The organism is Rhizobium sp. EC-SD404, assembly GCF_902498825.1.
Taxonomy (GTDB): Bacteria; Pseudomonadota; Alphaproteobacteria; order Rhizobiales; family Rhizobiaceae; genus Georhizobium.
Genome location: NZ_LR701459.1, coordinates 2,531,264 through 2,558,123 on the forward strand (window position 1 = coordinate 2,531,264; position 26,860 = coordinate 2,558,123).

A 26,860-nucleotide genomic window follows, 5' to 3' on the forward strand; every position below is an offset into this window, starting at 1 on the left:
TCAGCCGGCCGCGGCGTCGTCCGCGTCGTTGTCCGGCAGACCGTCATCGAAGAAATTCTCGGCGATCAGGCCGGCATTCTGGCGAATCGCCGTCTCGATCTCGCGGGCCGTATCCGGGTTGTCCTTGAGGAACTGGCGGGCATTGTCGCGCCCCTGCCCCAGACGCTGGCTGTTGTAGGAGAACCAGGAGCCCGACTTGTCGACGATGCCGGCCTTGACGCCGAGATCGACCAGTTCGCCGGTCTTGGAGATGCCTTCGCCATACATGATGTCGAATTCGATCACCTTCAGCGGCGGCGCCATCTTGTTCTTCACGACCTTGACGCGGGTCTGGTTGCCGACAGTCTCTTCGCGGTCCTTGACCGAGCCGATACGGCGGATGTCGAGGCGCACCGACGCATAGAACTTCAGCGCGTTGCCGCCCGTCGTCGTTTCCGGCGAGCCGAACATGACGCCGATCTTCATGCGGATCTGGTTGATGAAGATGACCATGCAGTTCGACCGCGAGATCGAAGCCGTCAGCTTGCGCAGCGCCTGGCTCATCAGACGCGCCTGAAGACCCGGCAGGCTGTCGCCCATCTCGCCTTCGATTTCAGCGCGCGGCGTCAGCGCCGCGACCGAATCGATGATCAGCACGTCGATGGCACCGGAGCGCACCAGCGTGTCGGTGATTTCGAGGGCCTGCTCGCCATTGTCGGGCTGCGAGATCAGGAGATTCTCAAGATCAACGCCAAGTTTGCGGGCATAGACCGGATCGAGCGCGTGCTCGGCATCGATGAAGCCGCAGATGCCACCGCGCTTCTGCGCTTCTGCAACGCAGTGCAGCGCCAACGTCGTCTTGCCCGAGCTTTCCGGTCCGTAAATCTCGATAATACGGCCCTTCGGCAGTCCGCCGACGCCGAGTGCGATATCGAGACCGAGCGAGCCGGTCGGAATGGTTTCGATCTCGACCACCTGCTCGTTCGAACCGAGCTTCATGATCGAGCCCTTGCCGAACGCGCGCTCGATCTGCGAGAGCGCCGCGTCGAGAGCCTTGCTTTTGTCCACCGAATTGTCCTCTACGAGCCGCAGCGAGTTCTGTGCCATATGATCCACCTTTAGGTTATTCGAGCCGGACAGGCAAACATGCCATCTGTTCTCGTTTGTACCTATTTTGTTCTCATTTGGCAAGTGCCTTCTAAATCTCTGGCCCGCCGTTGTTTTTCCACGTTTATTCCCGGATTGTTCCGCGCATGATCAGCATTACCCGCAAATCGGGAAAGAAGCCAGGATCACCTATCCTGTGGAAGGTTTGCCGTTGAGGCGATTCCTTGTCATCGGTGGGGCGCATCTCGATCGGCGCGGGCAGGTGAAGGGCCCGCTGCATCTCCACGCCAGCAATCCCGGGCAATGGGCGGAGATGGCCGGCGGCGGCGCGTTCAACGCCGCCCGCAATCTCGCGCGGCTTGGTCATGCGGTCCGTCTGGTGGCGCCGCGCGGCGGCGATCCAGCCGGCGAAACGGTGGCACGGGCGGCGGCCGATGCTGGCGTCGAGGATACGCCGATCACGTTCCTCGATCGGGCGACGCCCACCTATTCGGCCATTCTCGATTCGCACGGCGATCTCGTCGTCGCGCTTGCCGACATGGCGCTTTACGATGCCTTTTCGCCCCGCCAATGCGATCGCCGCACCCTGCGCGATGCCATAGCAGATGCCGATGCGGTGTTGGTCGACGCCAACCTCCCGGAAGCGACCATCGCGCGCCTGGCGCGGCGGTGCGACGAGGCAGGCCGGCCCTTGTCCGCCATCGCCATTTCGCCGGCCAAGATCGTGCGGCTGGAACCCGTGCTAGCCTCCCTCTCCAGCCTGTTCATGAACCGGCGCGAGGCCGAAGCGCTCGTCGGTCCGCTGGCAGACGACTGGCGGGCGCAGGCAGAGCAGCTGCGCGCCGCAGGCATCGAACGCGGCATTGTCACGGCCGGCGCCGGCGCGGCCCTCGCCTTCGATCGACATGAGACGTTCCTGCTGCCCGCGATCGAGGGCTGCAGCATCGTCGATGTCACCGGCGCCGGAGACGCGCTCGCTGCCGCCACCCTTGCCTTCCTGCAGAACGGACTGCCCTTCACCGATGCCTGCAGGCACGGCGTCGCCGCCGCCTCACTTGCCGTCGAAAGCGCCGAGCCGGCACCGCCCGGGCTGACGCTGAATGCCGTGCGGGCGCGCCTTGCCCTTGTGCCCCCGATCGATCCATTGCATCTGAAGCGCTAGCCGGGCGCGAGCCGCCACGACGTTATCCCGATGCAGACACAAGCCGTGAGAAGACGAAGATGAGCCTGAAAGACGAAACCGGTCTTATCGCCTATGCCCCGGATGTTGCCGAGGCGCGGGCGTCCGGCAAGCCCATCGTGGCACTGGAATCGACCATCATCACCCACGGCATGCCCTTTCCGGGCAACCTCGACATGGCCCGGGCGGTCGAGGCCATCGTGCGCGAGGAAGGCGCAACGCCCGCCACGATCGCCGTCATCGATGGTGTCCTGAATGTCGGCCTGTCGGACGAAACGCTCGCCGCCCTCGCCTTGCGCAAGGATGCGATGAAGCTGTCGCGCGCCGATCTCGCCTTCGCCCTGGCTGAAGGCCGCACAGGCGCCACGACGGTTGCCGCCACCATGATCGCCGCCGCCCATGCCGGCATCGGCGTCTTTGCCACAGGCGGCATTGGCGGCGTCCATCGCGGCGCCGAAACGAGCTTCGATATCTCCGCCGATCTCGACGAGCTTGCCCGCACCGGCGTCATCGTCGTCTCCGCCGGCGCCAAGGCCATCCTCGATGTGCCGAAAACGCTCGAAGTGCTGGAAACCCGCGGCGTGCCCGTGGTCACCTTCGGATCGGATGAGTTTCCCGCATTCTGGTCGCGCCAATCCGGCCTGACATCGCCGCTGCGCCTCGACACTCCGGATGCGATCGCCCGTTTTCAGAAGGTCCGCACCGCCATGGGCATCACCGGTGGCATGCTGATCGCCAATCCCGTGCCGGCCGAGGACGAAATCGCCCGCGAAATCATGGAAGCCCACATCCGCGAAGCCATGGCCCGCGCCGAAAAAGCCGGCGTCAGCGGCAAGGCCGTGACGCCGTACCTGCTGTCCGAACTCGTCGACATCACCGGCGGAAAGAGCCTTGAAACCAACATCGCGCTGGTCAAGGCGAATGTCCGTCTCGCCACGCGCATCGCCGTCGCCCTGGCGGCCTGATCGGACCCGTCGAGCGGCCATGCGGAAACAGGCGACCCGCGCGCGGATCGCCTGCCAAACGCGGGGCTGAACGGCCGGGTCAGCGGTCGAAGGTTTCCATCGACAGCATCGCGTCGCAGACCGCGCCGTCATGGGTTCCGACCCAAACGTCGAGCCAGCCGTCCGACGGACGCGTCAGGCTGACCTTCGCATCCAGATTGCCGTTGTCGTCGTCGTCATAGTACCAACCCGCAGACGCGGTGTTTACCAGCAGCACGCTGTCGCAATCGCTCTCCACCGATACGGTCAGGATATATTTCCCCATTCCGCTCAGGTTGAAGGTGAAGTCCGGCGCTTCCGTCACATAGCCGCGGCCGCGATCGGTCTGCGGCGTGACGTTGCCGCACTTCTCGATGTTGATGTTTCCGCCTGCGCGCACATTGTACTGGTGCACGGTGTAAAGATCGGCCCCGGAAAGCTCGTACGTATCGCCGGACTTTGCAAAGTCCGGACACGCCAAAGCGCTCCCGCCGGAAAGAACGAGAAACGCGAAAACCCAATAGATCCTGTTCATGATGAAAGTCCCCCAGAAGACTTTTCAAGATACCGCCGAACTGGCCGAAAAACCATAGATTTCAGGTGGCTGGGGGCCACTCATCCACGTCTATGGTGAACGCCGGCCCGGCATGTAGACCGGGCCGGGAATCATGATGTGGGTGTTCAACCCTGGATCGGGACGATGCGGATCTCGACGCGGCGGTTCGCGGCGCGACCTGCTTCGGTCGAATTGTCGGCAACCGGCTGGTTGAAGCCGAATCCCTGCGCCTGGAAGCGGCGCGGATCGAGGCCCTGGGACGTCAGATAGCCGAGAACCGACTGGGCGCGCCGCTGCGACAGATCGAGGTTGTAGCTCGCCGAACCGACATTGTCCGTGTGGCCGAGCACGTCGACGAGTGTCCGGTCGAATTCGCGCAGAACCAGCACGACCGAATTCAGCGTGTTGTAGAAGTCCGGACGGACGCTCGCTTCGTTGGTGCCGAAGGTGATGTTGGACGGCATGTTCAAGATGATGTTGTCGCCATTGCGGGTCACCGAAACGCCGGTGCCCTGCAGCTGTGCGCGCAGGCGCGCTTCCTGATTGTCCATGTAGCCGCCGATCGCCCCACCGGCCAATGCCCCGATGCCGGCGCCGAGAAGAGCGTTGCGGCGGTCGTCGCCACCAGCCAGAAGGCCGAGACCGGCACCGGCAGCAGCACCAAGCATGGCGCCGCCGGCCGTGTTGGACAGCTGCTGCTGGCCGGTAAATGGGTCGCTCGTGCAACCGGCAAGCAGCGCAGTTGCCAGGCCGGCGGAAACAATCCGCAGCCTGAATGCTGATCTGGTCATGATGGGTCCTCTCCAGGAATGTCTCGAATGGTGATCGTTAGAACCGAACGGGGGATTCGCGTCAACACGAAGGCCGTTTGCCTTGGAAGCCTGCAAACATGGCGCCATTCAGGCTGCACGGATGAAGCACCGATCTGAATCGGAAATGCCGACGCTGCCGTAGATTTCATCCAGGCCATGCTCGTTCACATGGAAGCGCGCCTCGGTTCGAATGAAGATCCAGCCGTCGTCATCGCCGGCCGCATGTCCCGGCTTGATCCTGAGGTTGGAAGAGAAGCCGTGGCGGTCGCGGGTCGCGCGGTCGATCATGTCGAACAGCGGCTCGCGGTCCTCGAGATGGTAGCTGTTCATGCCGCGGGCGAAATTGACCGGCCCTGCGGCTATCTCGAAACCGTAGATGTCGAAGACCGTTGGCGACCAGTAGAGCAGACCGGATGTCAGCTCCGCTTTCCAGACCCCCGACACGGGTAGGCTGCACAGGACCTCGACCACCGCAGAGCCGGGCGAACAATCGTTGCGACCGACAAACGCGGTCAACAGCGCCAGCGCGTCATCCGGTGCCGTCACCGCACGGCCGGAAAACTCCGGATCATGCATGATATGCTCGTTCATGGTTCTGCTGCCCCTACCATACCGCAGGCGCAGTATTGCGCGCTCCGCGGCAGGAATTGCATCAAACGCTACTTGGCAAACGGACGATCGGGCAAGAATTCCAGTATCGATATGCACACGCAAATGTCGAAAGATGCACTAAAGTAGAAACTGCTAACCGACAAGCCTTGGCGGCCTTCAGGCCAAGCGCGTTATGGGACCTATGGTCCTAGGAATTCAGCGTTTCGCTGACTGTGATCGCCAGCTGCTTCAGCGAAAACGGCTTCGGCAGGAAGCCGAATTTCGCGTCGGCAGGCAGGTTTTTCGCAAAGGCCTCCTCCGCATAACCGGAAACGAACACGAATTTCAGGTCCGGGTAGTCCTTGCGCAATTCGCGCAGCAGCGTCGGCCCGTCCATTTCCGGCATCACCACGTCCGACACCACGATGTCGACCGCCCCGTCGAGTTCCTCCATGATTTCCAGCGCCTCGACGCCGGATGCAGCCTCGTGCACCGTGTAGCCTCGCGTTTCCAGCATGCGCTTGCCGCCGCGGCGCACGGCTTCCTCGTCTTCGACGAGCAGCACGACGGCGCTGCCGGTCAGGTCCACCCGATCGGCATTCGGTGCCTGCGGCGCGGCTACTGGAACCACTGCTAGAGCAGCCTCGCCTTCTGCCGCTGCCTCGACCGGCACCTCGATGTGGCGCGGCAGGAAGATCTGGAACGTGGTGCCCTTGCCCACTTCCGAAATGGGATAGATGTAGCCGCCCGATTGCTTGACGATGCCGTAGACCATCGACAGGCCGAGACCGGTGCCCTTGCCCACGTCCTTGGTGGTGAAGAACGGCTCGAAGATCTTGTCGATGATCTCGGGCGAAATGCCTGTGCCCTCGTCTGCCACTTCGATCAGCACGCAATCCTGCGCTTCCAGCCCGCGATAGTTGAGCTTGCCCACCTCGCTTGCCGAGATGTTGCGCGTGCGGATCGTCACGGTGCCGCCCTTCGGCATGGCGTCTCGCGCATTGACCGCCAGGTTGATCAGCACCTGCTCGAACTGCCCGAGATCGGTCAGCACCGGCCAGAGATCGCGGCCATACTCGATGGCGAGCTTCACATTGGTTCCGGTGAGCCGGTCGATCAGCATGCGCAGATCCCCGATCACGTCGGTCATCGACAGCACGCTTGGCCGCATCGTCTGCTTGCGCGAGAAGGCAAGCAGCTGGCGCACGAGTACAGCTGCGCGATTGGCGTTGCGCTTGATTTCCATCAAATCGGCGAAACTTGCGTCCGATGGCCGAAGCGACAGCAGCAGATGGTCGGCCGAAAGCAGGATGGCGGTCAGCACATTGTTGAAATCGTGCGCGATGCCGCCGGCGAGCGTGCCGACCGCATTCATCTTCTGCGTCTGCGCCATCTGCTCTTCGAGCGCTTTCTGCTCGGTCGTTTCCACCACGTAGATGATCGCCGCTTCCTCGCGCGATTCCGCATGATCGATGACGGCATTCACATAGAGCCGGAAATGGCGCGCCACATCGTTCGGATGGCGCGTGTCGACGGCGGCGATGTCGCTCTGGCCGTCGCGGGCCTGCTCCAGCCCCGCCTTGAAAGATGTGACGTCGTTGTCGTGGATCACCGTCTCGAAGCGCGCGCCGTTTTCGAGATCGTCGCGGGTGACGAGGCCGGAGAACATCTTGAGGAACGGCGCATTGGTGCGCAGGATCCGCCCGTCGCCGTCGACGGAGGCGATCGCCATCGGCGTGTTGTTGAAGAACCGCGTGAAGCGCATCTCCGCCGTCGCGGCGGAATGATCGCTGCCTTCGGTGCCGCTGCGCGCGAGAACGATCGTCCGGCTTTCACCGGGCGCGCCGTCACGGGTAGCCGATACCCGGTGTACGAGACGCACCGGAACGCTCTGGCCGTTGGTCTTGCGCAGATCGAGGTCGAGCGTCGCTGTCTTGTTGCGGCCAGGCTCCGCCTGCACCGAATCGATCAGCGCCATACCCTCGCCGGCGATCATCTCGGCGATCGTCAGCGACCCCGGCCGGAACTTCGTCAGGTCGATCGACAGCCAGTCGGCAAGCGTCGCGTTGATGTAGACGATGTCGCCCTTCCGCCCTGCCGAGAAGAAGCCGGCCGGCGCATGGTCGAGATAGTCGATCGCGTGTTGCAGGTCCTTGAAGAAGCGCTCCTGCTCTTCCCGCTCCGCAGTGATGTCGCAAAGCTGCCAGGCAAAGAGCTTCTCGCTTTGATTTTCCTCGAGCAGAAGCGGCCTGCCGCTCAGCCGATACCAGCGCGCGCCGACGACGCCGGATGCCGGGTTCAGCGCCCGCGTCAGGCGAAATTCTTCCTGTCCGTGGCGGCCCTCGCGCAGCACGTTGGTCAGCCGGTAGACCGCTTCGGACGATTCCTTGCTGCGCGACAGGAGGGCTTCGACCGACTGGACGTCGGCTGCCTTCTTGGCACCCGTCAACTGGCCATAGGCCGCGTTGGCATAGACCGCCCGGCCCTTGCGGTCGGTGATCAGCGTGCCTTCCGCCTGCCCGTCGACGAAGCTGCGTGCCAGCGGATCGGAGCTTCGGTGCGGCATCACCTGGATGAAGCCGATCATCGAGGACACGATGAAGAATATCCCCAGCAGCGAGAGGAAGCCGAGCAGCCCCAGCACAATCGAAGGGCTCAGCGCATCGCGCAGGAACACGAAGGCGATGGCCGCCGCGATCAGGACACCCGCCAGCAGGAACAGCCGCATCAGCGTTCTGGGACTGGCGGCCCGGTCCACGATCGGGCTCGGATAGGGTTCGCCCCCACTCTTATTGGCCATTCCAGTCCTCATGATCGGGCAGTGTCAGATTTGGCCGCAAGGCCTCGGTCGTCTCGGTCGAAGCGTGCGGTGCGTCAGCCAATCGACGTGTATCGGATCGGACCATATCCATCCCCCTGTCGAAAGTCATGAAACCCCGCATGATTCGCGCGCGATTGTCGGGGGAATATCGCGAAATATCCATGATCGAGGCTTACGGCCGTCGATGACCAACTGCTAAAGATAAATGGCGACACGGTTCAGGGACAGGGCATCGCGGCTTCGACCGATGCCATGGGAGCCACAGGCGCCGTCGGTAAACGGAGTGCTGAGACTATGGATGGACTGTTTTCCGGAATGCTCGACGAGCGCGGCAGCGCGCTGGTGACGGCGATATTGGCCGTTTCGATCGCACTCCTCGCCCTCGTCGTCGTCTTCTGGATCTACCGCATGCGCAGCGGCCGACCGGTCACGGGACTTGGTGGCCGGACCCGCCGGGAAAACCGTCTCTCGGTCGTCGAGAGCGCCATGGTCGACACCAAGCGGCGCATCGTCCTCATCCGGCGTGACGATGTCGAGCACCTGATCCTGATCGGCGGCCCGGCCGACGTGGTCGTCGAAAGCGGTATCGGCGGTAAAACTCGAGCACCTTCGATCGAAACCGATTGGGGACCGTCCGAAACTGCCGATGTGCAGAAGGCTGGGCGCACGGCCGAACAACCGGCACGCTCTGCGCCAGAAATAGCCGCCGCCGCGACCGCACCGGTCGCGCCCGTCGCAGCAGAAGCTCCCCGACAATTCCCTGCGGACCGCTTCGCTACGCAACCCGCACCCGTAGCGGCAGAGCCGCAGGTCGATGGCGTCAAGGCCGGCAATCCCTTCGATGAGGCCGAGTTCTCCGCCGTGCTCGCCGCCGAGATGGAACGCAACCGCCCCGTCAAGGTCACGCCCTTCGTGACGCTCGACCGGGATGCGGCCGAGCGTGCCAAGGCGTCGATCCCGTCCATCGAGCCACCTCAGGAGATGACCCCACAACAGAAAAAGGCCACCTCCCTGCAAGAGGAGATGGCCCGTCTTCTCGGTGAGATGAAGCCCCAGCGGCGCTGAGGTTCAAACCGTCTCGCGCAAGACTCAGCTTTTCAGGAACGCGATCAGGTCTTCGGTCAGTTCATCGCCATGGGTGGCGAACAGGCCGTGCGGCGCATCTTCATATTCCTTCAGCTCCGCATTGCGGATGCCTTTGACGGCCTCGCGGGCCGATGCATCGATCGGCACCGTTTCGTCGGCCGTGCCGTGGATGATCAGCGTCGGCACCTCGAATGCCTGCAGGTCTGGCCGGAAATCGGTCGTCGCGAATGCTTCCGCGCAGGCAAGCGTCGGGCGAAGTCCGGATTGCATGCACAGACCCCAAGCCCAATGCAGGCGTTCATCGCTGACATCGTTTTCCTCGGCACCGAAGAAGTCTTCGAGGAAATCCGCGAAGAACTCCGCACGGTCCGCCTTCATGCCGGCCGTCATTTCGTCGAAGACCGATTGCGGCACACCGTTCGGATTGTCGTCGGTCTGGAGCATGTAGGGAACCACGGAGGCGATCAGCCCCGCCTGCTTCACGCCCTTGCCGCCATGACGCGACATGTAGCGGGCCACCTCGCCGCCGCCCATCGAAAAGCCGATGATCGCCGCGTCGTCCGCACCGGTGGCCGCCATGACGTCGGCAAGATCGTCCGAAAGCGTGTCGTAGTCATAGCCCGTCCAGGGCTGCTCGGAACGCCCGAAGCCGCGGCGGTCGTAGGATATCGCGCGGAACCCCGCCTCAGCGAGCGCGAAAGCCTGATCGTCCCAGCTGTCAGCCGAGAGCGGCCAGCCATGCATCAGGATGACCGGACGGCCTTCGCCCCAGTCCTTGACGTAGAGTTGCGTATTGTCGCGGGTTTTGATCATCGGCATAAGCGCCTCCTTTGTTCAGGAGACGAATGCGCAGCTGTGCGTCACAGTTCCACGAACCGTGGAGCACTAAAGTGTGAGAGACGAGTCCAAGTCTCGCCTCAAAGCCGCAGGCGCAACAAGCGCCGGTCGGCCCCTACCTATTCGTCGCGATAGACCTTCTCGCGCCGCTCGTGGCGCTCCTGGGCCTCGATCGACAGTGTCGCGATCGGCCGTGCGTCCAGCCGCTTCAAGCTGATCGGCTCGCCAGTCTCTTCACAATATCCGTAGGTGCCTTCGTCGATGCGCTGCATCGCCGCGTCGATCTTCGAGATCAGCTTGCGCTGGCGATCGCGTGCACGCAGCTCTATCGCCCGATCCGTTTCCGAAGAGGCGCGATCGGCAATGTCGGCGTGGTTGGCATTTTCCTCGGCAAGATTGTCGAGTGTCTCTCGCGCTTCGCGGAGAATGTCGTTTCGCCAGGCAACGAGTTTGGCCCGAAAATAGGCCCGCTGCTTGACGTTCATGAATTCCTCGTCCTCGGAGGGAACATAGGAAGAAAGGTCGATCTTCTCACCCACCACGAATCTCCCCGAACCGTTGGCTGGGCCGCTGTATAGCCACTGCGAAATCTGCTCGCAAGCGCAAAAGATTTGCCGTTTTTCACATTAGCGTGCGATTCGCCTTCACTTAAATGCCTCAATTCACATCGTTATTTTCGCTTTCGCTCATAAAGCTCAACGCATTTACCCCGCATCCCGGCCACACGGCGGCCGATCCTCGCTTGCGTCTTTGCCCGAGTTCCCCCTATTTCAGCAGGATGATCGCGACCCCCATGCTTCGAATTTATCTGCTGCGCCACGCGCGCGCCGTTTGGGCCGAGCCTGGCACGCGGGATTTCGATCGCGCGCTGGATGCCCGCGGCCGAGAGGATGCGCGCGCGCTCGGCATCGAAATGGCGGCCAAGGATCTCCGCCCCGACCGCGTCATCTGCTCGTCGGCCAAGCGCTGCCGCGAGACCTGGGACCTCGTCGCCGAGGCGCTGCCCATCTCCGATGTCACCTTCACCGAGGCGCTCTATGTCGAGGATCAGGCTGCCTATCTCGACATCATCCGGGATATCGAAGGCACCGGTTCGGTCATGCTCGTGGGCCACAACCCAATGATGGAAGACACGGCCACCGCACTTCTCGAAGATGATGGCCGGAAGGCCAGCGCCGAACTCCGGCGTGGCTTTCCCACCTGCGGCCTTGCCATCATCGATCTGACCGAAGTGTCACCGGACCTGCCCGCCCGCAAGGCAAGCCTGCATGCCTTTCTAAAGCCCGTCGAGGCCTGACATCAGTCGATCGCCACAACGCTGCCTTTTATCGACGGGTCGCCACGCCTATATCGCGCAGGTTCCTATGTGATGTGAGAGGCCTTGCCTGTGGCGCGTTCGCTGACGACTTTTTCCGATGAGGCGCGCATTGCCTTCGACAACATCGCCGACCGTGCCGCAGGCCTGATCCATCCGTCGATCCGTTTCGGCGTCACGGGCCTTTCGCGGGCCGGCAAGACGGTGTTCATCACCGCACTGGTTCACAATCTCCTGCATGGCGGTCGCCTGCCGCTCTTCAACGCCCACCACACCGGCCGCATCGCGCGCACCTATCTCGAGCCGCAGCCCGACGACGACGTGCCGCGCTTCCAGTACGAGGATCACGTCCGCGCGCTCATCGAGGACCGGCTCTGGCCGGATTCGACGCGCGCCATCTCCCAGCTTCGCCTGACGGTCGAATACGAGTCCGCAAGCGGCTGGAATCGCATGCTGTCTGCCGGAAAGCTGTCGATCGACATCGTCGACTATCCCGGCGAATGGCTGCTCGATCTGCCTTTGCTGGCCCAGGACTTCCGCGAATTCAGCGCCAATGCCGTCGAGCTCGCCCGCTCGCGCGCCCGCGCCGACCTCGCCGAACAATGGCTTGCCCGCGCCACGGCCATCGACCCGAAAGCGACCGCCGACGAAACCACCGCCCGCGAGCTTGCGCAGCTCTTCGCCACTTACCTGAAGGCCTGCAAGTCCGACGCCCGAGCGCTGTCCACCCTGCCGCCCGGCCGTTTCATCATGCCGGGCGACCTCGAAGGTTCGCCGGCGCTCACCTTCTCGCCCTTGCCAGATCTGCCACCCACCGGCAGCGCGCCGAAAGGCTCGGTCTGGGCAATGATGGAGCGCCGCTTCGAGAGCTACAAGCAGGTCGTGGTGAAGCCGTTCTTCCGCGAGCACTTCGCCCGCCTCGACAAGCAGATCGTGCTCGTCGACGCATTGCAGGCGATGAATGCCGGCCCTGACGCGGTGCGCGATCTCGAACGCGCGCTCGGCGATATCCTGTCGTGCTTCCGGACCGGTCGCAATTCGCTGCTGACCTCTCTCTTCACGCGCCGCATCGGCCGCGTGCTGATCGGCGCGACCAAGGCAGACCATCTCCACCACGAAAGCCACGACCGGCTGGAGGCCGTCGTCCGCCGGCTCGTCGATCGCGCCGCCGAGCGGATCCACTATTCCGGTGCCGGAATCGACGTAATGGCGCTCGCCGCCGTTCGCGCAACCCGAGAAGCCAGCATCGACGAGGGCGGCGAAACGCTGCCCGTCATCGTCGGAACGCCGATCCGGGGCGAAAAGATCGCCGGCCAGACCTTCGACGGCGAAACGAAAACCGCTGTGTTTCCGGGGGACTTGCCGGAGAAACCGGATTCGATCTTTGAAGCGCTTGACCAAAAACCGCATGGCGAGCCGGTGACCGACATCAATTTCGTCCGCTTCCGCCCGCCGCAGCTGGAAAGAACCGCGGAAGGCATCACCTTGTCCCTGCCCCACATCCGGCTCGACCGTGCCCTTGAGTTCCTGTTCGGGGATGACCTCGCATGAGCGACGACGACCGCCGCATGCCACCGCGCCGCCCCGCGGTCTTCACCGTCGGCAACGAACCCGCTGCCGCGCCACCCAAGGCTGAAATCCGCGCCAAGCCGGCGCCGGAGCGTCCCCGCGCGCCCGTTGCGCGCCCCGCCGAGAAGATCGTGATCGACGAAATCGATCCGTTCATCGCACCGGACCCTATCGATCCGGAAAGCATTGCCGAGGCCAACGCGCTCACGCCGCCTCCGGCTATTTCCCGCAAACCCGGCTTCTCGTTCGGCAAGCTCGCGGCGGGAGCCTTCGGTATCCTCATCTCGCTGGCCGTCGGCATCTGGACAGACAGCCTCATCCGCGATCTCTTCGCCCGTTCCGACTGGCTCGGCTGGGCGGCGATGGGAACGGTTGCTGTCTTCGTCTTCGCCATGCTGGTCGTCGTCGGCCGCGAAGTTCTGGCCCTCATGCGTCTGTCCGCCGTTCAATCTCTCAAGCAGTCGGCAGTCGAAGCGCTGACCGAACGAAAGCCCGCCAAGGCCCGCTCCGTCGTCACGCAACTGGTCACCCTCACAGTCGACAAGCCCGAGACGGCACGCGGCCGTGCCGCCATCGCCGATATGGAAGGCGAGATCGTCGATGGTCCGCAGCTTCTCGCTTTTGCGGAAGCCGAGCTCCTGGCGCCGCTCGACGTCCAGGCCCGCCGCCTCATCCTCAATGCCTCCAAGCGCGTCTCCATCGTCACGGCCGTTTCGCCGCGCGCCATCGTCGACCTCGCCTATGTGCTCTATGAAAGCTCCCGCCTCGTGCGGGCCATGGCGACGCTCTATGGCGGCCGCCCCGGCGCGCTCGGCCTGATGCGGCTCTTCCGTGATGTGATCGCCCATCTCGCGGTCACGAGCTCGATCGCGGTCGGCGACAGCCTCGTGCAGCAGCTCGTGGGCCACGGCGTCGCCTCGCGGCTCTCCAGCCGGCTCGGCGAAGGCGTGATCAACGGACTGATGACGGCCCGCATCGGAATTGCCGCCATGGATCTCTGCCGCCCGCTGCCGTTTCGGGCGGTCAAGCGGCCCGGCATCGGCGATTTCGTGCAGGACCTGACCCGCATCGCATCCCGCGAAGAATCGCGCGTCGCCAGTGCCGCGGAAACCACCCGTTAACCATTCTCGGCGATCTTCAACGCAAGCTGATTTCGCGTCACGAGTAAGGGTCGTCCCATGGGCATGAAGCACCGTATCGCAGCCGCCATCGTCTCGGCTGCAGCATTTGTCGCTCCCGCCCAGGCGGCCGATCAGGCGTTCTTTAGCAATGTCGCCGGCGTGTGGAACGGTCCCGGCGAGATCGTTGCCGGCAAGTACCAGGGCACCAAGTTCAACTGCAGCCTGATGGGCAATCCCGTCGCCGATGCCGAAGCCGGCATCGCGCTCGATGGATCATGCCGCGTCGGTGTGTTCAGCCAGAAAATGTCGGCCGTGATCCGCAAGGTTTCAGGCGACTATGAAGGCAGCTTCCTCGATGGCGCAGCAGGCGAAGGCCTCGACATCACGGCAGGTCGCATCGATGGCGACCGCGTGCTCATGGCGATCGAGCGCAAGCAGCTCGAAGGCGCGATGGTCGCCCGCATGATGGATGCGAACACCATGAACGTCACCGTCTCCGTCAAGGTCGGCGACAGCATGGTCCCCGTCATCGGCATGACGCTCGCACGCGACCTCGACAACATGGCCGTCGGATCCGTTCAGTAGGGTCAGAGCGTTTCCAGGTGAAGTGGATACCGGTTCACCGTCCGGAAGCGCAACAAATCAAGAACCTGGAGTAGTTGAGCGATTCGAAGAAGAGCGAAACTGCTCTAGCTCCGCCACCAATCGGGCTCGCCGATCCGCTCGATCCCCGTCGCATCGATCGCCGCTGCCCAATCCTCGATCGTCTTGCCGTCGACCACGATATGCGGCGCGATTTCGCCGAGCGGAAGTAGCACGAAACCGCGATCCGTCATCCTTGGATGCGGGACGACCAGTGCGTCGGTCCGGATGGTCTGGTCGCCATAGGTCAGAACGTCGATGTCGATCGGCCGCGGCCCCCACCGCGTCGCGCCGGACCGGTCGCGCTTCAGCGCCTTTTCGACATCGAGACACGCAGCGAGCAGTTCGTCTGCCGGCAACTGCGTCTTCACGAGAGCGGCGCAATTCAGAAAATCCGGCTGGTCCGTCAGCCCCCAGGGCGGGGTTCGGTAGAGCGAGGAGACCGCGGCCACATCCGTGTCGTTCCGCGCGTCGAGCATGGCGAGAACCGCCCGCATCGCCGCAGCAACATCGCCGATATTGCCGCCGAGACCGAGCGCCGCCGTAACCGGCCCCTCAAGCACGCGCGACATGCTCGACCGTCACCTCGACATGATCCAGCACGCCGGGCACCGGCGCGTTCGGCTTGCGAACCGTGATCCGCGCAACCGTGATCTGCTCGAACCGCTCGCACAGCGCCCGCGCGACATCCATCGCCAGCGCCTCGATCAGGAAACGCCGCTTGCCGGTGATGATCGCTTCGATGACCTGGAATGCGACGCCGTAATCCACCGTGTCGGCAATGGCGTCGTCGCTCAGAGCGCTTGGCGAATCGACGATCAGTTCGGCATCCACGAAGAAGCGCTGTCCGAGAAACTCTTCTGCATCGTGCACGCCGTGGCGCGCGAAAAAGGCGCAGTTCTTCAGGTGAATTCGGTAGGTCATGAAACGTCGCTTCCGGTTTCCTGAGCCAGCCTGTCGCACATCGCTTCGGTGACCGAAAGAGCATCCCGACTTTTCGCGACGTCGTGGACGCGGAAGATGCGTGCGCCGGCCGCCCGCAGCAGCGCCGTAGTCGCCGCCGTCGCCACGTCCCGCTCGCCGGCTTCCCTGCCCGTCGCAGCACCGAGAAAGCGCTTGCGTGATGTCCCGACGAGAAACGGACGCCCGAACGCATGCAGCGCGCCAAACCGCGCCATCAGCGCAAAATTGTCGTCATTGTCCTTGGCAAAGCCGAAGCCCGGGTCGAGCACGATCTGACGCGCGTCGACACCCGCCGCCTCGGCCAATTCGAGCGAGCGACCGAGAAAGACCATCTGGTCCTCGATCACGTCCGGCAGCTTTTCACGCCCACGCCCCGTGTGCATGACGACGAGTCCCGCGCCGGTCTCGCGCGCCAGCTCCGCCATCCCCGGTTCGCCCTGCAGCCCGGAAATGTCGTTGATGATGTGCGCCCCGGCTTCAAGCGCCAGCCGTGCGGTCTCCACCCGGTAGCTGTCGACGGAGATCAGCATCGCCTCATTGTCGGCGAACCGCTCCGCAAGCGCGGTGATCACCGGCAACACGCGGGCCTGCTCGGTCTCAGCATCGACGGGTTCGGCGCCGGGGCGGGTGGATTCCCCGCCGACATCGATGATCGTCGCGCCCGCATCCGCCATCGCCTGCGCTTCGGCAAGTGCAGCGGCGACGTCGGAAAATCGGCCGCCGTCGGAAAAGGAGTCCGACGTCACGTTGAGCACGCCCATCAGCACGCCGCGCCGGCTGAGATCGATCTCACGGCCATGACCGACGCGCCAGGTCCAGCGATCGGGGCGTTCAGCGGGCTGGTCTTGCATAGATGCATCTCTCCGGCAAATTCAAGCGGTTGTGACCGTGTGCCTGTTGCATCGCCCGGACGCATGACGCAAGCTGTTTGGATGCGCTTGTCGGACCGGGGCTCGTCCCTCGCCTCAGGCTGATGGAATGATCTGGATCAGCACGCCGTCCGCTAGAAACGGCAAGATGATCCCGCGCAATCGAGGCTGGCAATTCTTGTATCATCGTTTTGCACGTTCCGCGGCAATCGCGGGTATTGTCGTCGTTGCTGCCGTGTCGGCGCCATTTCTCATGGGCCCCGCCGAGGCCGAGACCGTGATTACGAAGTCGTTCTCCTATTTCCCCGTTCGCGGTCGCACCGCGGCTGATCTCGACGAAGCGCTGTCGCAAAGCGGCCCACTGCTACAGGGAACCGGCATCCGCCATCCCGGCGCGACCGAAATGCGCTTCGGAGGGACTGTGACCTATGCCGATCAGGGCACGCGCTGCACTGTCGATTCCGCCCGCATCACGCTCGATACCAAGATCATCCTGCCGCGCTGGACCCAGCGCCGCCGCGCCGAAGCAGACCTCGCGCTCATCTGGGATACGCTTTCCGGCGACATCAAGCGCCACGAAGAGCGCCATGCCGAGATCGCGCGGCAATACGCCCGCAGGCTGGAAGGCGAGGTGAAGGACCTGCGCGCGCAGCCGAACTGCGAAGCCATGGAAACCGAAGTCGCTCGCATCACCGAAAGCGTGCTTGCCGAGCATGATGCCGATCAAGCCCGCTTCGACCGCATCGAGGCGATCAACTTCGAGCGCCGCATGGTGCGCCTCCTGCAATACCGGCTCGAGCAGATCAAGGCGCAGGAATAGCGCCTCCAGCACTTCCCATCATCTGACAAAGTGGAATCGGCAAGTGTCGCAAAAGACGCACACTGTGCGTGTTGTCGCGATCAGAGCGGTGTCGCAGCGTCTGAGAATTCGATTGAAGAAATTCTTTGAAAGCGTTGATCATCCGCAGGTAATTCAGATGATCTTGTGACCGGTGTTGCAATTTTTCCCCAGAATTCGCTGAAATTCACACATACGAATTCTTGCAGTGGCGACTCAGTCGCGTATCGCTTACCATCTCATTACTGGTTCCGATAGCACGACATGTACTTTCCGGTTTGAAGTCCTTCTGTGGCCTCCCTGGCGCATTCGGTTTGACGGGCGTTCCTTCCACCCGGTTTACGATGCGCACAACTGCACCCCGCTGCGGCACGCACATGCATGGCAGCGGGGTCTTTTTTGTGCGCGAATAGAGCGTTTTCACGTAAAGTGGTCACCGGTCCACCGTCCGGAAACGCGACAAACCACTTAACTGAGAGCGACTGAGCGTGCTCGGCGTTACTTGACGCCGAGCTTCTTCTGCAGGCTCGTCGAGGACGTGGTGTACTGGAACACCACCTTCGCATCCGGATGGGCGATCTTCTTCGCCGCATGCGCCATCAGCGCCGCTTCGTGGAAGCCGGAGAGGATCAGCTTCAGCTTGCCGGGATACCAGTTGATGTCGCCGATGGCGAAGATGCCGGGCTCAGACGTCTCGAACTTCTCCGTATCGACCTTGATCAGGTTCTCATGCAGGTTGAGGCCCCAGTTGGCGATCGGGCCGAGCTTCATCGTCAAGCCGAAGAATGGCAACAGCCGGCTCGCAGTCACCTCGACGTCGCCGTTCGGCCCCTTGATCGTCGCGGACTGGATCTGGCCGCCCTCGCCGGTCAGGCCGGTCACCTGACCGATCTCGAAGGCAAGCTCGCCGCGTTCCTGCAGCGCGAACATCTTGTTGACGCTGTCGGGCGCCGCGCGGAACTCGGGACGGCGGTGCACCAGCGTTACGGATTTGGCGATCGGCTTCAGGTTCAGCGTCCAGTCCAGAGCGGAATCGCCGCCGCCGACGATCAGGATGTCGTGGTCGCGGAATTCCTCCATGCGGCGCACGGAATAGAAGACACTCTTGTCCTCGAAGGCTTCGATGCCGGGGATCGGCGGACGCTTGGGCTGGAACGAGCCACCGCCGGCCGCGATGACCACGATTTTGGCATGGAAGATCTCGTTCTCGTCGGTCTCCACTTCAAAGCGTCCGTCATCGAGCTTTTTCAGCGCCGTGACCATGCGGTTGAAATGGAATTCGGGATGGAACGGGGCGATCTGCTCCATCAACCGTTCGGTCAGGCCTGCGCCCGAAATTTCAGGCCATGCCGGAATGTCGTAGATCGGCTTTTCCGGGTAAAGCTCTGCGCACTGGCCGCCGGGACGATCCAGGATGTCGATCAAATGGCATCGAAGATCATAAAGTCCGAGTTCGAACACGGCGAAGAGCCCGACCGGCCCTGCCCCGACGATGACGACATCCGTCTCGATCACATTCCGCATCGATCGTGCTTTCCTGCTGGCCGGTCCCGGCAGACGTCAATGCCGCCGCTCCGCGCCGATTGTTGCTGGTTTTGGGTTGCGCCCACGGGCGAGCGCTGCCTTTCCAAGGGAATTATGGCTGTCGTTTATCCGCATCGCCGGCCCGGATCAAAGGTGATCCGTCCTAGTCTTCGGCCCAAAAGCGGAAAATCTGTGCGCAGGCTTCAGCGTTGAGCCTGCCTTCAGATCCGGTCAGGCCTGTCGCTCGGGCACGTGAACGACCAGTCCGTCGAGTTTGTCGGACACCCGGATCTGGCAGGACAGGCGCGAGTTCGGCCGTACATCATAGGCGAAATCGAGCATGTCTTCTTCCATTGCTTCCGGTTCGCCCACGGCAGCCTTCCAGGCGTCGTCCACATAGACGTGACAGGTCGCGCAGGCGCAGGCGCCGCCGCACTCCGCCTCGATGCCGGGCACCGAGTTGCGGATGGCGTTTTCCATGACGGTGGAGCCGTTTTCGGCTTCCAGTTCATGGCGCGTGCCGTCGAAGGCGACGAAAGTGATGGTGGTCATTCAATGGATCTCCGCTGGCAGGTCCGGCGCTCTCAAGGTCCTCGGGAAAAGACCGGCGATCCGATCTCCACGCGCAAAACCCCGACGGCTGGCAATATGCTCAAGCCGCCGAGTTAAAGAGTGGAACGGGAAAGTCAAGGAATGCCAGGTCGCCTGCGCATATATGGCGCGCGGGAAACCAGTTCCGGGAACGTCCTAGCGCGAAAGACGCAGCAGGAAATTCTCGACCGCGACGACGGCCTCGCAAAGCGCTTCCACGCGCTCGGCATCGTCCGGCATCTCTTCCAGCCGTGCGGCATGGTCGGCGACGGCAAACGCGCCGATCCCGCGCGCAGATCCCTTCAGCGTGTGCGCGATGCCGATGCGAACCTGCCCCTTGCTGGCATGGATGCTGCGGACGCAATCGCGTGCCTGGCGCATGAACAGACGAAGCACTTCCGCCTCGAGGTCCTTCTGCCCCATCGTCTGCCGGGCGAGATGATCGAAGTCGATGGGACGCTCGGCGGAGGTCATTCGGCATTCCGTTTCGGGACGATTGAAGGCGATTGCGTAAGCGGGCATGGGACAACTGTCTCTGAGGTCTGTTTCGATGATGAGCATAAACCCGGGCAACACGCCGGCAATTTAACGCAAGCGGGGCAATACCGAGAAAACTTCACGGCATGGTTAACGCCCGGTAAATAAGAAAAATTTGCGGCATTCCGCGGCCGAAATGTTAAAAAACTCCGTCTTACTTCATGACGCTCGTGTGGACGGAAATGCGACACGAATTGTTAATGTATCGGCTTTGTGCCACTACGATACGGATGGACTGCCCATGCGCAGGCCGCTTTTTACACCTTGGCGACGTGACGTCGCCTGTTTCACCGTGGGGGCTGGGACATAAGGTGTAGGCGGGCGAGTAGATGTGCATGACGCGCAATTCGCTACGGGCGATGATCGCCGGTGGTTGTGAGTAACGAGGCGTGACGGACATGGCGAAGAAGACGGCAGCCAACGAATCGATCGATGACAAGGCGTTCCAGGCCCTCGAGGACGCGCTGACCATCGATTTCAACGATGACGACGAGCGCGCGCTCTTGGACGAAATGTCTTTCGAAGAGCTGGAGACACAGGTCTCGCAGGCCGCGCGCGAGCTTGCCGAAGCCGACCGGGAAGCCGAACGCACCGCCGCCCAGCGCCCTGCCCGTGCCACATCCAATCCTGTCGGCGACGCCAAGATTTCGGCCGCTGCCGGAATCACTGCCGCCAACGCGCCGGCCACCATGCGGCGCGCCGCAGCGCCCCAGCCCCAGCCGCAACGCCCGGCAGACGATCGCGCGGCCCAAACTCAGGCTCAACCTGCCGCTCACGCACCTGCCAATGACGACGGCCGCCGTCCAACCGCCTTCATTCTGCGCAATCTCGACAGCCAGAAGTCGCGCGCCTATCTGCGCACCGCATTGATCATGTCGGCCCTGTGGCTCGTCGGCGCCATTGCCGTCGCCCACCTCCTCTTCTCGCCGGACATCTGGCAGATCCGCTCCGTCGCCGACCTGATGGCGATGCCGCCGGCGGTCATCCTTCTGATCGCGACATTCCTGCCGATCATGATGTTCTTCGCCTTCGCGGCGATGATGGCGCGCGCCCAGGAACTGCGTAGCGCCGCCCGCTCCATGGCCGAGATCGCGCTGCGTCTCTCCGAGCCGGAGACCGTCGCGTCCGATCGCATCATTTCCGTCGGCCAGGCGGTCCGCCGCGAAGTGTCCGCCATGAACGAAGGCATCGAGCGGACGATCGCCCGTGCCTCCGAGCTCGAAACGCTGGTGCATTCCGAAGTGAACGCGCTCGAGCGCAGCTATACCGACAACGAGATGCGCATCCGCTCGCTGGTGCATGAACTCGGCACCGAGCGCGACGCCATCGTGAGCCATGCCGAGCGCGTCCGCGCCTCCATCTCCGGCGCCCACGAGCAATTGAAGGACGAACTGTCGACCGCCGGCGACGAAATCTCCGCGCGCATCGCCACCTCCGGCGAAGGCGTTGCCCGCCTTCTCGAAACCCGCGTCACGGCCATCACGACCGGTGCGGACGAGGCCTCTCGCGCCCTCGACACGATGCTGACCGGCCGCACCGAGAAGATGCTGGAGACGCTCACGCGCTCCACCGATACGCTCGGCAAGGAATTCGACAGCCGCATGGACATGCTCGACCACCAGCTGGTCGTGCGTGGCGAAGCGCTGCTCTCGCAGTTCGAAACCCGCGCCTCGTCGCTCGACACCAACACCGAGCGTCTCAACCAGGCCCTCAACGAGCGCGCCAAGCAGCTCAACGACACGCTGATCGCCCGCACTCGCGACATTTCCGAAAGCCTCCGCGTCGGCGAAGCTGCGGTCAATCGCGGCCTGGACGACGTCATCGCCGCTCTCAATGCGACGCTGGACGAAAAGGGCGCGAATTTCCGCCAGTCGCTGAAGTCGAGTGTCGAGGACGCCATCGTCGATCTCGACCTGCGTTCCGGCTTCTTCGAGGACAAGCTGCAGGCGACCGTCGGCTTCCTCAACACCGCCTTCGACGACCGCGTCTCGGAATTCACCAACGCCTTCGATCAGCGGTCCGGCACCCTCGATGCCAAGCTCTCCGAGGGCCTTGCCCGCATCAACCAGACCGTCAGCGGCAGCAGCGAAGCGATCGACGGCATCCTGTCCTCGTCGCTGGAGCGCATCGGTGCATCTCTCGGCGAACGCTCCGAGCAGTTGTCCGGCATGCTGTCGGGCGCCCATGAGCGCATGACCGGCGCCCTTGCCTCGCAAAGCGCCGGCATCGCCAGTGCGCTGTCCGAGCAGAACGACCGCCTCTCCACCAATCTGTCGGAAGGAAACGCGCGCCTTGCTGCCACCCTTTCCGAAGCCGCTTCGTCCATCGACGCCACCTTCGGCCAGCGCAGCGAAGCCCTCACCGGCACCGTCAACGCGCTGCACGATCGTCTCGCCGGCACGCTCGAAGTCCAGGGCGCAGCTCTGGAGCGCACGCTCAGCGAACGCGGCGAAGGCCTAGCCGCCCGCATCGAAGCCATCGATGCCCGCGTTGCCGAAACGCTCGACGGCCGCGGCGAAGCGCTCGAGCGCACCCTGGCCGAACGCACCGACACGCTCGCCATCCGCCTCGGAGGCTTCAACGATCGCATCGGTGAAACGCTGGAGCAGAACGCCGCCCTCATGGAGCGCACGCTCGGCGAACGCGGCGACCAGCTCGCCTCGCGCATCGAAGGCGTCAACGACCGCCTGGGCGACACGCTGCGCCATGAAGGCGATGCCATCGAGCGCACGTTGTCCGAGCGCGCCGATACGCTCGCCTCGCGTATCGAAGGCGCCAACGAGCGTTTGGCCGGCACCTTCGAATTGCACGGCCCGGCGATCGAGCGCACCTTCAGCGAACAGAGCGAAGCCCTTGCCGCGTCGCTCGCCGCACAAAGCGCCGCCATCCACTTCACCATGAGCGAGCGCCAGGAGGCCATGGAGCGCCTTCTGGACGAGCGCAGCGAAGCACTCGACCGTTCGCTCGCCTCGCGCGCCGAAGCCATCACCGGCCGCGTCTCGGAAGGCTCCATGCGCATCGAACTCGCGCTTGAGGAAGGCGCAAGCCTCATCGACCGTGCGCTCACCCAGAGCAACGACCGCTTCGCTGACACGCTCGAAAGACGCGCCGGCGGCCTGTCGACCATCGTCGACGGCGGTGCAGAGCGCATCGAAGCCAGCCTCTCCGGTACGGAAGAGCGCCTGTCCGCCCGTCTTGCCGAAAGCGAAACCCGCATCGGCGGTGCGCTCGAAGGCCGTGTCGGCGCCATCGAGGACACGATCATCGCCGGTGCCGACCGCATCGATCTCGCCATGCGCTCCGCCGGCGACAATTTCGACCTGCGCCTCGACGAGACGGCAAGCCACATCGCCCAGACCCTGCATCGGGGTACGTCGGCCATCGACACCGCGCTGACAGGCGGTGCCGAGCGCATCGAAGCGGCCTTCGGCGATCGCGCCGCTGAGATCGGCTCCGTCATCGAAACCGGCGCGGAACGCGTCGAGGTCAGCCTGCGCGACGCCACGAGCGGCTTCAACGAGCGCCTGGAGCGCACCGAGACCGGCATCCGCACCGTGCTCGACAGCCGCGCCGAGCGCATGGAAGCAGCCTTCGGAGACCGCGCTTCCGAAATCGGCGCCACTATCGAATCCGGCGCAGAACGCGTCGAGACCAGTCTGCGCGACGCCACGAGCGGCTTCAACGAACGCCTCGATCGCACCGAGACCGGCATCCGCACCGTACTCGACAGCCGCGCCGAGCGCATCGAAACCGCATTCGGCGACCGCGCATCCGAGATCGGCGCGACCATCGAAAGCGGTGCGACTCGCGTTGAGACCAGCCTGCGCGATGCGACGACCGGCTTCAACGACCGCCTGGAGCGCACCGAAAACGACATCCGCACCGTGCTCGACAGCCGTGCCGAGCGCATCGAAACCGCATTCGGCGACCGCGCATCGGAAATCGGCGCGACCATCGAAAGCGGCGCCACACGCGTCGAAACGAGCCTGCTCGATGCCACGACGGGCTTCAACGAGCGCCTCGACCGCACGTCCGACGACATCCGCACCGCGCTTGCCGCGCGCGCCGATGCGATCGACACGGCGCTTGCCGGCGGTCTCGGCACCATCGACGCCGCCCTCGGCGCCCGCGCCGGCGAACTCGAAGCCACCATCACCTCGGGCGCAGATCGCCTGCGCTCCGCCATCGAAGAGGCCAGCACGCCGATTTCCAGCGGCTTCGCAGACAGCGCCCGCCACTTGGAAGAAACCCTGTCGCGCCATTCCGAAGCCTTCGAGATCAAGGCCGGCGGAGCAGCCGAGCGTCTTGCCGAAACCCTGGACAGCCGCGGCGCCCATATCGAGGAACGGTTCTCGACCATGGACGCGGCGCTCGGCATGGGCCTCGACAACGTCGCCCGCACCATCGAAGCGAAGGCCGGCAGCCTGGCAAGCCGCCTGCGCGATGCCGTTGCCCAGGCGACCGGCGACCTCGATGCGGAAGCCAACCGCGCCGGCGAGACCCTGTCGGGCGTCTCCGGCGCCTTCGCAGAGCGTCTCGGCCGCGAGAGCGAGGAATTCGCCCGCCAGCTCGACGAGCGCCTCAATGTCCGCACCACGGAGATCGCCGACCGCGTCGAGGAGATGACGACGCTCATCGACCGCTCGCGCGCGCTCTTCGGCGAAAAGGCCGATGCGATCTCCGACACGATGCGCACCACCGGCTCGCTGCTCACCCGGCAGTCGGAAGACCTGACCGCCCGCCTCACCACACAGGCGGAAGCGCTGACGGCGAAGCTTTCCGAGCAGAGCGATCTGATCGGGGGCAAGCTCGACGAGACCGAAAAGGCACTCACCGCCCGCAACGAAACGATCCGCCAGACACTCGACGAGCGCACCCGCGAGCTCAATTCCATGCTGGCGAGCCGTTCGGCGGAACTTTCGCGCCTCATCGACGAGCAGGCCCGGCCGCTGTTCGACCGTCTTGCAAGCTCCACCAGCGGTGCGGCAGATGAGATCGCCCGCTCCGGCGCCGAATTCGCAGCCCGTGTCGACGAAGCGACCCGCGAGGGCCGCGATCGCCTACGCACCGAAAACGACGCGCTCATTCAGGCGCTGTCGGCCCGCACCACCGAAACGCTCGCCGCCGTCGCCTCCGCCGAAGACAGCCTGCGCGGCAACGTCCTGTCGCTGGTCGACCGTCTCTCCGAAAGCAACGCCGCCATCGCCGATGTCGTGGCGCGCGCCGCCGACAATCTCGGTTCGGTCGATATCCGCCTGACCCAGACGACCGAAAGCTTCGTCGGCTCTGCCGACAAGGCCGCATCGCTCGTCGCCAGCTCCACGCGCCTGCTCGAAAACAATGTCGAGAAGCTCGACGGCATCTCGTCGCGCACACTCTCGCAGGTTGGTCAGATCGCGCATCGCTTCGACGAGCATTCCCGCGTGCTCTCCTCTGCCTCCGATCTTTTGGGCGCCGCCCAGTCGAACCTCGCCAGCACGCTCGAAGAGCGCCGCGAAGCGCTGGAGCGCCTGTCGGTCGGCCTCGTGTCCCGCTCCGAGCAGATCGAAGGCACGATGCGCTCGCTCGAAGCCATCGTCGAAAAGGCCTTCTCCCGCGCCGACAGCCTCGCAACCGGCACGGCTGCCAAGCTGAAGTCCGGTCTCGGCGGCTCCATCGAAGAAGTCGCGCGCCTGCTGCAGGAAACGGAAGGCCGTTCCGCCACGACCGCAGAGCTCGTCCGCAAGGCGACGCGCGAAGCCGTCGAGGAAGCCGTCGCCCGCTTTGCCGGTGCCACCGACGAAATCCGCCGCGCCTCGTCCGAGATCCGCAAGGAGCTCGGCGCCACTCGCGAGGAACTGAAGCGCGGCGCCTTCGACCTGCCGGAGGAGACCCGCAGCAACGCCGCCGCCATGCGCCGCGCCGTCGCCGAGCAGATCCAGGCATTGAAGGACCTCTCGCACATCGTCGAGCGGTCGGATCGTGCGCTCGACGTATCGAGCCGCAACGACACGACCCAGACGCTCGCTCAGCCCCGCGCGCAAGCCGCCGCTCAGCCTGCACCGCAGCCCGCGGCTCAGCGTCCCGCCGCACCGGCCGCCACGCCTGCACCGACCCCGGCGCCCGCGCCGTCGGCGTTCCAGGCCGCGCCGCGTCCGCAGATTCCAGGTGCCGCAACACCGCTGCGCCCGAGCCTTGCCGGTGATGCCGGTGCGACGAGCTCGACCAGCCGTCAGGGCGGATGGGTGAGCGATCTCCTGCGTGGCGCTTCGCTCGACGAGACCGATGCACCCGCACCGCAGCAGACCGCCCGCCCGCAGGCAGCGGCGCCCGCACCGCAGGCCCCAGCTCGGGATGGCCGCAACCCGCGCCATGTGGTGGAATCGCTGAACTCGCTCTCCGTCGACATCGCCCGCGCGATCGACCACGAAGCCTCGGTTGAACTGTGGCGCCGCTACCAGCGCGGCGAACGCGACGTTTTCACCCGCAAGCTCTACACGCTGAAGGGCCAGCAGACCTTCGACAACATCCGCGACAAATATGCCCGCGAGCCGGAATTCCGCACGGCCGTCGATCGCTACGTCACCGATTTCGAAAAGCTGCTCGCCGACGTCTCGCGCAACGACCGCGACAACATGATGACTCAGACCTATCTGACCTCCGACACCGGCAAGGTCTACACCATGCTCGCCCACGCCGCCGGCCGCTTCAAGTAAGCGCTGGTAGCCGAGAGGCCAAAACGAACAAAACCGCCGCGACCCGAAAGGCTCGCGGCGGTTTCTTCATGTCAGTTGTTCAGTCGGTATGCTGCCGGCCGCGATGTGCCGACGGGTGCCATCGCTGCGCTGGGCGCATCCTATGGCGACAGACCGCACTGGTTCAGCCCGGCGGCAGCTTCGCTCTGGTCACGCCGAGAGAGACTGGCAGCGCTCAAGCATCCACGAACAGTAATTGCCGCTC

The 26,860-nt window shown here is 64.2% G+C and carries 22 protein-coding genes; 9 read left to right on the forward strand and 13 right to left on the reverse strand.

All coding sequences use genetic code 11. The annotated features are described in order from the left end of the window. Positions 1–1,086: a recombinase RecA gene (recA, locus tag GC125_RS12955; RefSeq protein WP_151986023.1), complete on the reverse strand. Its 1,086-nt coding sequence runs from the start codon at positions 1,084–1,086 to the stop codon at positions 1–3. A 211-nt stretch (positions 1,087–1,297) separates the two neighbouring features. Here recA and GC125_RS12960 point away from each other — a divergent pair, with 211 nt between their 5' ends. Together GC125_RS12960 and GC125_RS12965 are read left to right on the forward strand one after the other, a co-directional pair. After that, positions 1,298–2,248, forward strand: a complete 951-nt coding sequence (locus GC125_RS12960; RefSeq protein WP_151986024.1) for a carbohydrate kinase family protein — start codon at positions 1,298–1,300, stop codon at positions 2,246–2,248. A gap of 59 nt (positions 2,249–2,307) precedes the next feature. After that, on the forward strand, positions 2,308–3,231 hold the full coding sequence (locus GC125_RS12965; protein ID WP_151986025.1) for a pseudouridine-5'-phosphate glycosidase: 924 nt from the start codon (positions 2,308–2,310) through the stop codon (positions 3,229–3,231). Between the two features lie 79 nt (positions 3,232–3,310). Here GC125_RS12965 and GC125_RS12970 read toward each other — a convergent pair whose 3' ends face one another. The 4 genes from GC125_RS12970 to cckA form a co-directional block, all read right to left on the reverse strand. Beyond that, complete coding sequence (locus GC125_RS12970; RefSeq protein ID WP_151986026.1) at positions 3,311–3,784, reverse strand: hypothetical protein; 474 nt, start codon at positions 3,782–3,784, stop codon at positions 3,311–3,313. Between the two features lie 146 nt (positions 3,785–3,930). After that, on the reverse strand, positions 3,931–4,596 hold the full coding sequence (locus GC125_RS12975; protein WP_151986027.1) for a YiaD family glycine zipper/OmpA-like lipoprotein: 666 nt from the start codon (positions 4,594–4,596) through the stop codon (positions 3,931–3,933). Positions 4,597–4,704: 108 nt separating this feature from the next. Then, the gene (locus GC125_RS12980) at positions 4,705–5,208 is read right to left on the reverse strand and encodes a PAS domain-containing protein (RefSeq protein ID WP_151986028.1); all 504 of its coding nucleotides are present in this window, start codon (positions 5,206–5,208) and stop codon (positions 4,705–4,707) included. A 208-nt stretch (positions 5,209–5,416) separates the two neighbouring features. Next, positions 5,417–8,008 carry a cell cycle histidine kinase CckA gene (gene cckA, locus GC125_RS12985; protein WP_151986029.1) on the reverse strand — a complete coding sequence of 864 codons (2,592 nt, stop codon included), beginning with the start codon at positions 8,006–8,008 and terminating at the stop codon, positions 5,417–5,419. A gap of 315 nt (positions 8,009–8,323) precedes the next feature. On the opposite strand from cckA, the gene GC125_RS12990 reads away from it, so the two are divergent. After that, a complete protein-coding gene (locus GC125_RS12990) occupies positions 8,324–9,094 on the forward strand; it encodes a flagellar biosynthetic protein FliO (RefSeq protein ID WP_199864567.1) in 771 nt (256 codons plus the stop codon). A gap of 24 nt (positions 9,095–9,118) precedes the next feature. Here the strand turns inward: GC125_RS12990 and GC125_RS12995 are convergent, their stop codons facing one another. Beyond that, positions 9,119–9,934, reverse strand: a complete 816-nt coding sequence (locus GC125_RS12995) for an alpha/beta fold hydrolase (RefSeq protein ID WP_151986031.1) — start codon at positions 9,932–9,934, stop codon at positions 9,119–9,121. A gap of 137 nt (positions 9,935–10,071) precedes the next feature. Next, positions 10,072–10,491: an RNA polymerase-binding protein DksA gene (gene dksA, locus GC125_RS13000; protein WP_151986032.1), complete on the reverse strand. Its 420-nt coding sequence runs from the start codon at positions 10,489–10,491 to the stop codon at positions 10,072–10,074. Positions 10,492–10,745: 254 nt separating this feature from the next. On the opposite strand from dksA, the gene GC125_RS13005 reads away from it, so the two are divergent. The 4 genes from GC125_RS13005 (at position 10,746) to GC125_RS13020 (ending at position 14,542) form a co-directional block, all read left to right on the forward strand. Further along, positions 10,746–11,249, forward strand: coding sequence for a SixA phosphatase family protein (locus GC125_RS13005; RefSeq protein WP_286165502.1), 504 nt, complete (start codon positions 10,746–10,748; stop codon positions 11,247–11,249). A 90-nt stretch (positions 11,250–11,339) separates the two neighbouring features. Then, a complete protein-coding gene (locus GC125_RS13010) occupies positions 11,340–12,818 on the forward strand; it encodes a YcjX family GTP-binding protein (RefSeq protein ID WP_151986034.1) in 1,479 nt (492 codons plus the stop codon). Then, positions 12,815–13,957, forward strand: coding sequence for a YcjF family protein (locus GC125_RS13015; protein ID WP_286165503.1), 1,143 nt, complete (start codon positions 12,815–12,817; stop codon positions 13,955–13,957). Before GC125_RS13010 ends, GC125_RS13015 begins: the two co-directional genes overlap by 4 nt. A gap of 57 nt (positions 13,958–14,014) precedes the next feature. Next, positions 14,015–14,542, forward strand: coding sequence for a hypothetical protein (locus GC125_RS13020; RefSeq protein ID WP_151986035.1), 528 nt, complete (start codon positions 14,015–14,017; stop codon positions 14,540–14,542). 104 nt (positions 14,543–14,646) lie between these two features. Here GC125_RS13020 and folK read toward each other — a convergent pair whose 3' ends face one another. The 3 genes from folK to folP are packed head-to-tail and all read right to left on the reverse strand — an operon-like array spanning position 14,647 to position 16,413. Then, a complete protein-coding gene (gene folK / locus GC125_RS13025) occupies positions 14,647–15,171 on the reverse strand; it encodes a 2-amino-4-hydroxy-6-hydroxymethyldihydropteridine diphosphokinase (RefSeq protein WP_151986036.1) in 525 nt (174 codons plus the stop codon). Further along, positions 15,155–15,523: a dihydroneopterin aldolase gene (folB, locus tag GC125_RS13030; protein ID WP_151986037.1), complete on the reverse strand. Its 369-nt coding sequence runs from the start codon at positions 15,521–15,523 to the stop codon at positions 15,155–15,157. The genes folK and folB overlap by 17 nt, the downstream gene beginning before the upstream one ends. Beyond that, the gene (gene folP, locus GC125_RS13035; protein WP_151986038.1) at positions 15,520–16,413 is read right to left on the reverse strand and encodes a dihydropteroate synthase; all 894 of its coding nucleotides are present in this window, start codon (positions 16,411–16,413) and stop codon (positions 15,520–15,522) included. The genes folB and folP overlap by 4 nt, the downstream gene beginning before the upstream one ends. 271 nt (positions 16,414–16,684) lie before the next feature. On the opposite strand from folP, the gene GC125_RS13040 reads away from it, so the two are divergent. After that, the gene (locus GC125_RS13040; protein WP_151987882.1) at positions 16,685–17,251 is read left to right on the forward strand and encodes a DUF922 domain-containing Zn-dependent protease; all 567 of its coding nucleotides are present in this window, start codon (positions 16,685–16,687) and stop codon (positions 17,249–17,251) included. A gap of 516 nt (positions 17,252–17,767) precedes the next feature. Here GC125_RS13040 and GC125_RS13045 read toward each other — a convergent pair. The 3 genes from GC125_RS13045 to GC125_RS13055 form a co-directional block, all read right to left on the reverse strand. Then, on the reverse strand, positions 17,768–18,793 hold the full coding sequence (locus GC125_RS13045; protein ID WP_151986039.1) for an NAD(P)/FAD-dependent oxidoreductase: 1,026 nt from the start codon (positions 18,791–18,793) through the stop codon (positions 17,768–17,770). 231 nt (positions 18,794–19,024) lie between these two features. Continuing rightward, positions 19,025–19,345 carry a 2Fe-2S iron-sulfur cluster-binding protein gene (locus tag GC125_RS13050; protein ID WP_126010046.1) on the reverse strand — a complete coding sequence of 107 codons (321 nt, stop codon included), beginning with the start codon at positions 19,343–19,345 and terminating at the stop codon, positions 19,025–19,027. A 195-nt stretch (positions 19,346–19,540) separates the two neighbouring features. Further along, positions 19,541–19,858, reverse strand: coding sequence for an Hpt domain-containing protein (locus GC125_RS13055; RefSeq protein WP_286165504.1), 318 nt, complete (start codon positions 19,856–19,858; stop codon positions 19,541–19,543). A 461-nt stretch (positions 19,859–20,319) separates the two neighbouring features. On the opposite strand from GC125_RS13055, the gene GC125_RS13060 reads away from it, so the two are divergent. Further along, positions 20,320–26,616: an apolipoprotein A-IV repeat region-like domain-containing protein gene (locus tag GC125_RS13060; RefSeq protein WP_151986041.1), complete on the forward strand. Its 6,297-nt coding sequence runs from the start codon at positions 20,320–20,322 to the stop codon at positions 26,614–26,616. Positions 26,617–26,860 lie beyond the last annotated feature (244 nt).

Bases quoted from the DNA above. Each gene is read 5' to 3' on its own strand.
- recA (WP_151986023.1), bottom strand. From the start codon at position 1,086: ATGGCACAGAACTCGCTGCGGCTCGTAGAGGACAATTCGGTGGACAAA.
- GC125_RS12965 (WP_151986025.1), top strand. From the start codon at position 2,308: ATGAGCCTGAAAGACGAAACCGGTCTTATCGCCTATGCCCCGGATGTT.
- GC125_RS12970 (WP_151986026.1), bottom strand. From the start codon at position 3,784: ATGAACAGGATCTATTGGGTTTTCGCGTTTCTCGTTCTTTCCGGCGGG.
- GC125_RS12975 (WP_151986027.1), bottom strand. From the start codon at position 4,596: ATGACCAGATCAGCATTCAGGCTGCGGATTGTTTCCGCCGGCCTGGCA.
- GC125_RS12980 (WP_151986028.1), bottom strand. From the start codon at position 5,208: ATGAACGAGCATATCATGCATGATCCGGAGTTTTCCGGCCGTGCGGTG.
- cckA (WP_151986029.1), bottom strand. From the start codon at position 8,008: ATGGCCAATAAGAGTGGGGGCGAACCCTATCCGAGCCCGATCGTGGAC.
- GC125_RS12990 (WP_199864567.1), top strand. From the start codon at position 8,324: ATGGATGGACTGTTTTCCGGAATGCTCGACGAGCGCGGCAGCGCGCTG.
- GC125_RS12995 (WP_151986031.1), bottom strand. From the start codon at position 9,934: ATGCCGATGATCAAAACCCGCGACAATACGCAACTCTACGTCAAGGAC.
- GC125_RS13005 (WP_286165502.1), top strand. From the start codon at position 10,746: ATGCTTCGAATTTATCTGCTGCGCCACGCGCGCGCCGTTTGGGCCGAG.
- GC125_RS13015 (WP_286165503.1), top strand. From the start codon at position 12,815: ATGAGCGACGACGACCGCCGCATGCCACCGCGCCGCCCCGCGGTCTTC.
- GC125_RS13020 (WP_151986035.1), top strand. From the start codon at position 14,015: ATGGGCATGAAGCACCGTATCGCAGCCGCCATCGTCTCGGCTGCAGCA.
- folK (WP_151986036.1), bottom strand. From the start codon at position 15,171: ATGTCGCGCGTGCTTGAGGGGCCGGTTACGGCGGCGCTCGGTCTCGGC.
- folB (WP_151986037.1), bottom strand. From the start codon at position 15,523: ATGACCTACCGAATTCACCTGAAGAACTGCGCCTTTTTCGCGCGCCAC.
- folP (WP_151986038.1), bottom strand. From the start codon at position 16,413: ATGCAAGACCAGCCCGCTGAACGCCCCGATCGCTGGACCTGGCGCGTC.
- GC125_RS13040 (WP_151987882.1), top strand. From the start codon at position 16,685: ATGGGCCCCGCCGAGGCCGAGACCGTGATTACGAAGTCGTTCTCCTAT.
- GC125_RS13045 (WP_151986039.1), bottom strand. From the start codon at position 18,793: ATGCGGAATGTGATCGAGACGGATGTCGTCATCGTCGGGGCAGGGCCG.
- GC125_RS13050 (WP_126010046.1), bottom strand. From the start codon at position 19,345: ATGACCACCATCACTTTCGTCGCCTTCGACGGCACGCGCCATGAACTG.
- GC125_RS13055 (WP_286165504.1), bottom strand. From the start codon at position 19,858: ATGACCTCCGCCGAGCGTCCCATCGACTTCGATCATCTCGCCCGGCAG.
- GC125_RS13060 (WP_151986041.1), top strand. From the start codon at position 20,320: ATGGCGAAGAAGACGGCAGCCAACGAATCGATCGATGACAAGGCGTTC.